Annotated in this window: 4 protein-coding genes; 2 read left to right on the forward strand and 2 right to left on the reverse strand. The window is 67.7% G+C overall.

Annotated features, from left to right (window positions below):
- The first annotated feature begins 6 nt into the window (after window positions 1–6).
- Together AB0F68_RS28430 and AB0F68_RS28435 are read left to right on the forward strand one after the other, a co-directional pair.
- The gene (locus AB0F68_RS28430) at window positions 7–774 is read left to right on the forward strand and encodes an ATP-binding cassette domain-containing protein (protein WP_357343730.1); all 768 of its coding nucleotides are present in this window, start codon (window positions 7–9) and stop codon (window positions 772–774) included.
- On the forward strand, window positions 774–1,535 hold the full coding sequence (locus AB0F68_RS28435; RefSeq protein ID WP_357343732.1) for an ABC transporter permease: 762 nt from the start codon (window positions 774–776) through the stop codon (window positions 1,533–1,535). Before AB0F68_RS28430 ends, AB0F68_RS28435 begins: the two co-directional genes overlap by 1 nt.
- Before the next feature lie 105 nt (window positions 1,536–1,640).
- Here the strand turns inward: AB0F68_RS28435 and AB0F68_RS28440 are convergent, their stop codons facing one another.
- Window positions 1,641–3,596, reverse strand: coding sequence for an amino acid transporter (locus AB0F68_RS28440; protein WP_357343733.1), 1,956 nt, complete (start codon window positions 3,594–3,596; stop codon window positions 1,641–1,643).
- A 465-nt stretch (window positions 3,597–4,061) separates the two neighbouring features.
- Entirely contained in the window at window positions 4,062–6,035 is a 1,974-nt protein-coding gene (locus AB0F68_RS28445) for a KUP/HAK/KT family potassium transporter (RefSeq protein WP_357343735.1), read from the reverse strand.
- Window positions 6,036–6,361: the final 326 nt, after the last annotated feature.

Consider the following 6,361-nt stretch of genomic DNA (forward strand, 5'->3'; position numbering starts at 1 on the left):
CGCCACATGCAAACCTCACCCCTCGCGATTCACGTAACGGGATTGCACAAGTCCTACGGCAAGCTCGAAGTCCTCAAGGGCGTGGACCTCGCCGTGGCCAGCGGCAGCATCTTCGCACTGCTCGGCTCCAACGGCGCCGGCAAGACCACCGTCGTGCGCATCCTGTCCACGCTACTCAAACCCGATGGCGGCAGTGCAAGCGTCAACGGATTCGACGCCGTTTCCCAGCCCGAAAAGGTCCGGGAATCGATCAGCCTGACCGGGCAGTTCGCCGCAGTCGACCAGATCCTCACCGGTCGCGAAAACCTGATCATGGTCGCCAGGTTGCGACAGGTGAAGAACCCCCGCCAGGTCGCCGACGACCTGCTCGAACGATTCGGGCTCACCGACGCGGGCGGGCGCCGGGTGGCGACCTACTCGGGCGGCATGCGCCGGCGCCTGGACATCGCCATGAGCCTCATCGGCGACCCGCCAGTCATCTTCCTCGACGAGCCGACCACCGGCCTCGACCCGGAAGCCCGCATCGAAGTGTGGAAGGAGATCCAGAGTCTTGCCGGCAAGGGCACGACGGTCCTTCTGACCACCCAGTACCTGGAAGAAGCGGAGAAGCTGGCCGACCGGATCGCGATCCTGCACCAAGGCACGATCATCGTGTCGGGCACCCTGGCGGACCTACGCCTGCTGCTGCCGCCCGTGCAAGCGGAACTCGTGGAACGCCAGCCCACCCTGGAGGAGATCTTCCTGTCGATCGTCGGCACCAAGGAGATGCAGTGATGAGCTCACATGTCGTCAGCAACACCAACGTCATGCTCGGACGGTCCATCCGCCACGTCAGCCGCAGCATGGACACCATCATCACCGTCACGATCATGCCGATCGCGTTCATGCTGCTGTTCCGCTACGTGTTCGGCGGCGCCATCCAGGCCGGCACCGACAACTACACCAACTACCTGATGCCCGGCATCCTGCTCATCGCCATCGCCAGCGGCATCTCCTACACCGGATTTCGACTGTTCAACGACATGCAGAGCGGCATATTCGAACGGTTCCACTCCATGCCGATCGCACGGTCGTCCGTTCTGTGGGGACACGTGCTGACCTCAGTGGTGTCCAACGCCATCTCCGTCGTGGTCATCATCGGGGTCGGGCTCATCATGGGCTTTCGCACCTCGGCCGGTGTGCTCTCCTGGCTTGCCGTCGTCGGAATCCTGGCCCTGTTCACCCTCGCGCTGACATGGGTGGCGATGATCGCCGGCTTGGCGGCGTCCTCGCCAGACGGAGCGTCTGCCTTCTCCTACCCTCTGGTCTTCCTGCCGTTCATCAGCTCGGCGTTCGTGCCCACCGACACCATGCCCGGGCCGGTGAAAGCCTTCGCCGAACACCAGCCGGTCACCTCCATCGTCAACACCATCAGGGCGTTGTTCGAGCAGCAGCCGGTCGGCAACGACATCTGGATCGCCCTCGGCTGGTGCGCCGGCATCCTCATCGTCGCCTACGCCTTCGCCATGCGGGCCTACCACCGCAAAATCGCCTGACCAGAGGAAAGAGGTCGTCCGCGGCGACCCCCAGGCGGCCGCCGCGGGCTCGGCAACGAGAAGGGTAAGCCGACGACCAAGCCGTCTGCGTAAGCTCCTCCGGTATCAACCGCCGACGTGGATGCCGGGCCGGCGTGCCGGATCTCGTTCGGCCTTTCGCAGGATCTCCCGCACCACCGGCGGGGTGTCACCCCGGCCGAGGATCAGGTACCGCATCAGGTGCGCGATGGGGTTGCCCTCGGACCACTCGAAGTGTGCGTGTGGGCGGATGCCGGTGACGTCGCGCAGAGCCAGCAGGATCGCCGCGATGGCGTTCGGGGCGGCGGGGCTCTGCACCCGCAGCACGCGGTGTCCGTCGACTTCGATGCCGTGTACGCGTAGGACGTCGCTGAAGTCCGACGGGTCGACGACCTCGATCTCCAGGAACAGCACGTCCGCCGCTCCCGGCACCGGGTTCATGTCTCGTTGGGAGCGTTCCTTGGCCCGGTACTCCGCGCCGGAAGCCACGTCCGGGCGGTGGGCGATGATGTCCAGCCGCCCGTCGTACTCAATCGAGTCGGCGACGAACCGCCGCGCCGCCTCGTCGAACTCGATCCGCTCGGCCCGCAGCTCCGTGGTACGGGACACCCGCGAGACCAGGGACACGACGATGATGCCGGCGATGAACAGGCCGGAGATCGCGATCCCGTCGGGCTTCTCGAGGATGTTCTCGACCAGCGCGTACAGCAGCACCAGGGTGAGCACCGCGAAGCCGGCGGTGACCAGCCGTTGCCGGCGGCGCAGCGCGGAGATGGTCACCGCCACCGCGCCGGAGACCATCATCGCCAGAATGCCCGTGGCGTAGGCGCCGGCCTGGGCGTTGACGTCGGCCCGGAACGCGACGGTGATCGCGATGCTGATCAGGGTGTAGACGATCACCACCGGGCGTACCGCGCGCCCCCACTCCGGCGCCATGCCGTACGAGGGCAGGTAGCGAGGCACGATGTTGATCAGACCGGCCATCGCCGACGCGCCGGCGAACCACAGGATCAGCACGCTGCTGATGTCGTAGACGGTCCCGAACGCCTCCCCCACGTACTGGTGGGCGACGTAGGCCAGGGCCCGGCCGTTGGCCTGCCCGCCCGGCTGGAACTCCTCGGCCGGGATCAGCACGGTAGTGACGAACGTGGTGCACATCAGGTAGGCGGACATGATCAGCGCGGCGGCGGTGAGCAGACGCTTGGTGTTGTGGATCCGCGCGGCGAGCCGTGCCGGCGCGTCCGCACCGTCTCCGCGGACCAGCGGCATCATGCTCACGCCGGTCTCGAAACCGGACAGGCCCAGCACCAGCAGCGGGAAGGCCAACACCGCTGGTCCGACGACGTCGCCTACGCCGTTCGTGCCGGCGGTCAGTGCGTCGGTCCAGCCCGTCAGCAGGGCCGGATCCTGGATCACCTGGACCAGGCCGACGGCCACGATGACCGCGTTGAGCAGCAGGAACACCGCGACCAGGGGGATCGCGACGCCGACGGCCTCACTGAAGCCGAGCAGGAACACCCCGCCCAGGATCAGCAGCAGCACGACGGTGACCACGACGGCGGCGGTGGTCCCGTGCGGGAACCCGTCGGGCAGGATCGGGTTCTCCAGAAGGTGCACCGTCGCGTCCGCCGACGACAGGGTGATCGTGATGATCCACGAGGTGGCCACGAACCCCAGCAGCACCAGCACGAACAGCTTTCCCCGCCAGAACGGCAGCAGCCGCTCCAGCATCGCCACCGACCCCTGCCCGTGCGGGCTCTCCCGCGCAACCCGCCGATACATCGGCAGCACCCCGAACAGGGTCAGCGCCACGATCAGCAGCGTCGCCAGCGGTGACAACGCCCCCGCCGCCAGCGCCGCGATGCCCGGCAGATACGACAGGGTGGAGAAGTAATCCACGCCGGTCAGGCACATCACCTTCCACCAGGGCTGCGCCGTGGCGTGCGAATCGCCGGCCTCCGGGCCCGCCGGTTGCACCCGGTGCCGCAACAACCACCGCGCCAGCGCACTCGACACCGGCGCGGCGATCGCCGGCACGTCCACGCATTCCGGCACCACCGGTCGGGTCGCCCCCGGCAGAGGCCCGCCAGCGTTCGCGCCTACGCGCACCGCGGCGCGTCTCGCCGTGCGCCTCGACCGGCCGTCGCCCATCCGATGTCGCCCCCGTTCGTGGTCGTGCCGGGCGCATGCGCACCCCTAGAGCAGCGCACAACCTACCCAATGGTCCCTACTGGCACGCCTGGGGGCGACTGTGAGGGTCACCGTGCAGGAAACCGCTGGTGTTAGCTCCAGGTCACCGACGCCCGCGGCCCTGCCTTGCTGCGGCATGACCGACAAAGTGGGCAGCTATCATCCGGAGCTGATGCGGCTGTGGGACACGCCTGGCCGAGTTCGTCGCGTTCCTCGGCTACGGCTTCAAGATCCGCGGGTGATGCTCGACGAATGCGACCGAGTTGCTCAACGCCCGCTACCGGCGGGCACGCCTGGTTGCAGCCACTGGCCCCAGGTTCAGACGGGAATCTCGGCGCTGAGGACGATCGTGCGTTCCTCGGGCAGGCGCAGGAACTCGGCATGACTGGCGGCGTTGTGGGCGAGGCCGATGAACAGGCGTTTGCGCCAGGTGGCCATACCGGGCCTACCGGTGCAACGGAGCGTGATCCTCGAGACGAAGTAGAAGACCTGGTCGAGGTCGAGCCCTTTGGCGAGGGGATGGGCGGCGGCACGGCGCACCACCTCAGGGAAATCGGTAGTGTCCTGAAAGCCGAAGACGGCGGTGATGTGGAAGATGCCGTCATTCGGATCACCGAGATCGTCGATGGTCAGGCGCTGATCCCAAGGGATATGCGGGATGTTCGCGGTACGACCGGTAATGATCACAGTTGTCTGGTGTCGAACGTGGTTGTAGGCGACGTTCGCGCGCAGCGCCAGGGGCGCCGTCTCCTTGTTCGGATGTGGGAACACCGCAGTGCCCGGTACGCGGGGGATGTTCATGGTGTGCAGGGTGTCGATGAAGTCGGCCAGTGGCCCTTCCCGTTCGATCCGCCGGGCGGTGACCAGTTTGGCTCCACGCCGCCAGGTCAGCAGAACTGTGAAGACGATGATCGCGATGAGCAGCGTCAGCCAACCACCGTGGGTGACCTTGGCAAGGTTCGCGGTGAAGAAGGTCAGCTCGATGCTGCCGAAGACGACCCCGAACAGCGCCAGCCGCCAAGTGGTCCAGCGCCACAGCACCCGCGCGACGACCAGGAACAGGGTCGTGGTGATCAGGAATGTGCCGGTGACCGCCACCCCGTACGCGGCAGCAAGGTTCGTCGATGAACCGAACGCGAACGTGACCACGAGGACCGCCCCGAAGAGGCCCCAGTTCACGCCGGGCGCGTAGATCTGCCCGTACTCCTGGCGGGAGGTCTGGCGGATTCGCAGGTGGGGCAGGAAGCCGAGCCGCATGGCCTGTCGAGACACCGAGAACGCTCCGGAGATCACCGACTGGGACGCGATCACGGTGGCCACGGTGGCCAGGACGACCATCGGGAGCTGCCCCCAGGCTGGCAGCAGCAGGAAGAACGGGTTGTCCCGGCTGTCCGGTGCCCGCAGGATCAACGCGCCCTGGCCGAGGTAGTTGAGTGTCAACGCGGGAAACACGACCCCGAACCAGGCCCGGCGGATCGGGGCGCGGCCGAAGTGACCCATGTCCGCGTAGAGCGCTTCGGCGCCCGTGATGGCCAGCACGACGGCGCCCATCGCGATGAACGCGACGACCGGGTGGTTCACGAAGAACGTGGCCGCATAGGTGGGTGACAGGCCGGCCAGAACGCTCGGATGACGTATCACCTCGGCCGCGCCGGCGACGCCCACACAGGTGAACCAGAGCAGCATGATCGGCCCGAACACGGCCCCGACCCGTCCGGTGCCCCATCGCTGGATCGCGAACAGCAGGGTGAGGATCACCGCCGCCATCGGCAGCACGAACGCCGCCCACCGCGGAGAGATGACCTCCAGCCCTTCCACCGCGGACAACACCGAGATAGCCGGGGTGATCACACTGTCGCCATAGAACAGGGCAGCGCCGAGCGCCCCTAGCGCCAACACGGCCGAGGCCCGTCCTGCCTTGCCCTTCAGCAGCGCACTTCGAGCGAGAGCGGCCAGCGCCATCACCCCGCCCTCGCCCTCGTTGTCGGCCCGAAGGATGAAGATGACGTACTTGACCGACACGACCAGGATGATCGACCAGAACACCAGGGAGATCACGCCGAACACGTCGGGCCTGTCCGGGACCAGGCCACGGTCGAGCGTGAAGACCGTCTTCAGCGCGTACAGCGGGCTGGTCCCGATATCGCCGTACACCACGCCCAGGGCGCCCAGTAGCAACCCCAGACCCGCCGTCGGGCGACCCGCCAGGGTTGTTTGAGAGGCAGTCCCGCCATCCTCGGTTGGCCCTCCGCCGCCTGTCGCAGGCTGCTCGTCGTTCGCACGCTCCAACATCCCACAGGCATACCAACCCGCACGCCGGTCCCGACACGGAAGCCGGAACTCCGCATCCCGATCGCCGCCCCGACCGGGGCGGCCACCGGGCCCCTCGTCGGCCCCGAGCTGCAACGACATCTGGACCGCCCTCGCCTGGTGCGCCGGCATCCTGATCGTCGCCTACGCCTTCGCCATGCGCGCCTACCGGCGAAAGATCGCCTGACCATCGGGGTGACCGGCCGCCGCCCGCGGCCGGTCACCCCGCGCCGGTTAACCCGGGGCAGGCGGGGGGCGGGCCCCCCCCCCCCCCGCCGGCCGGTCCCCCCGCCAAGGTCAGGGTGACC

Origin of the sequence: Micromonospora sp. NPDC023966 (assembly GCF_040639095.1) — a bacterium.
Classification (GTDB): domain Bacteria; phylum Actinomycetota; class Actinomycetes; order Mycobacteriales; family Micromonosporaceae; genus Micromonospora.

Coding starts and splice junctions, on each gene's coding strand:
- AB0F68_RS28435 (WP_357343732.1), top strand. CDS start 774: ATGAGCTCACATGTCGTCAGCAACACCAACGTCATGCTCGGACGGTCC.
- AB0F68_RS28445 (WP_357343735.1), bottom strand. CDS start 6,035: ATGTTGGAGCGTGCGAACGACGAGCAGCCTGCGACAGGCGGCGGAGGG.
- AB0F68_RS28430 (WP_357343730.1), top strand. CDS start 7: ATGCAAACCTCACCCCTCGCGATTCACGTAACGGGATTGCACAAGTCC.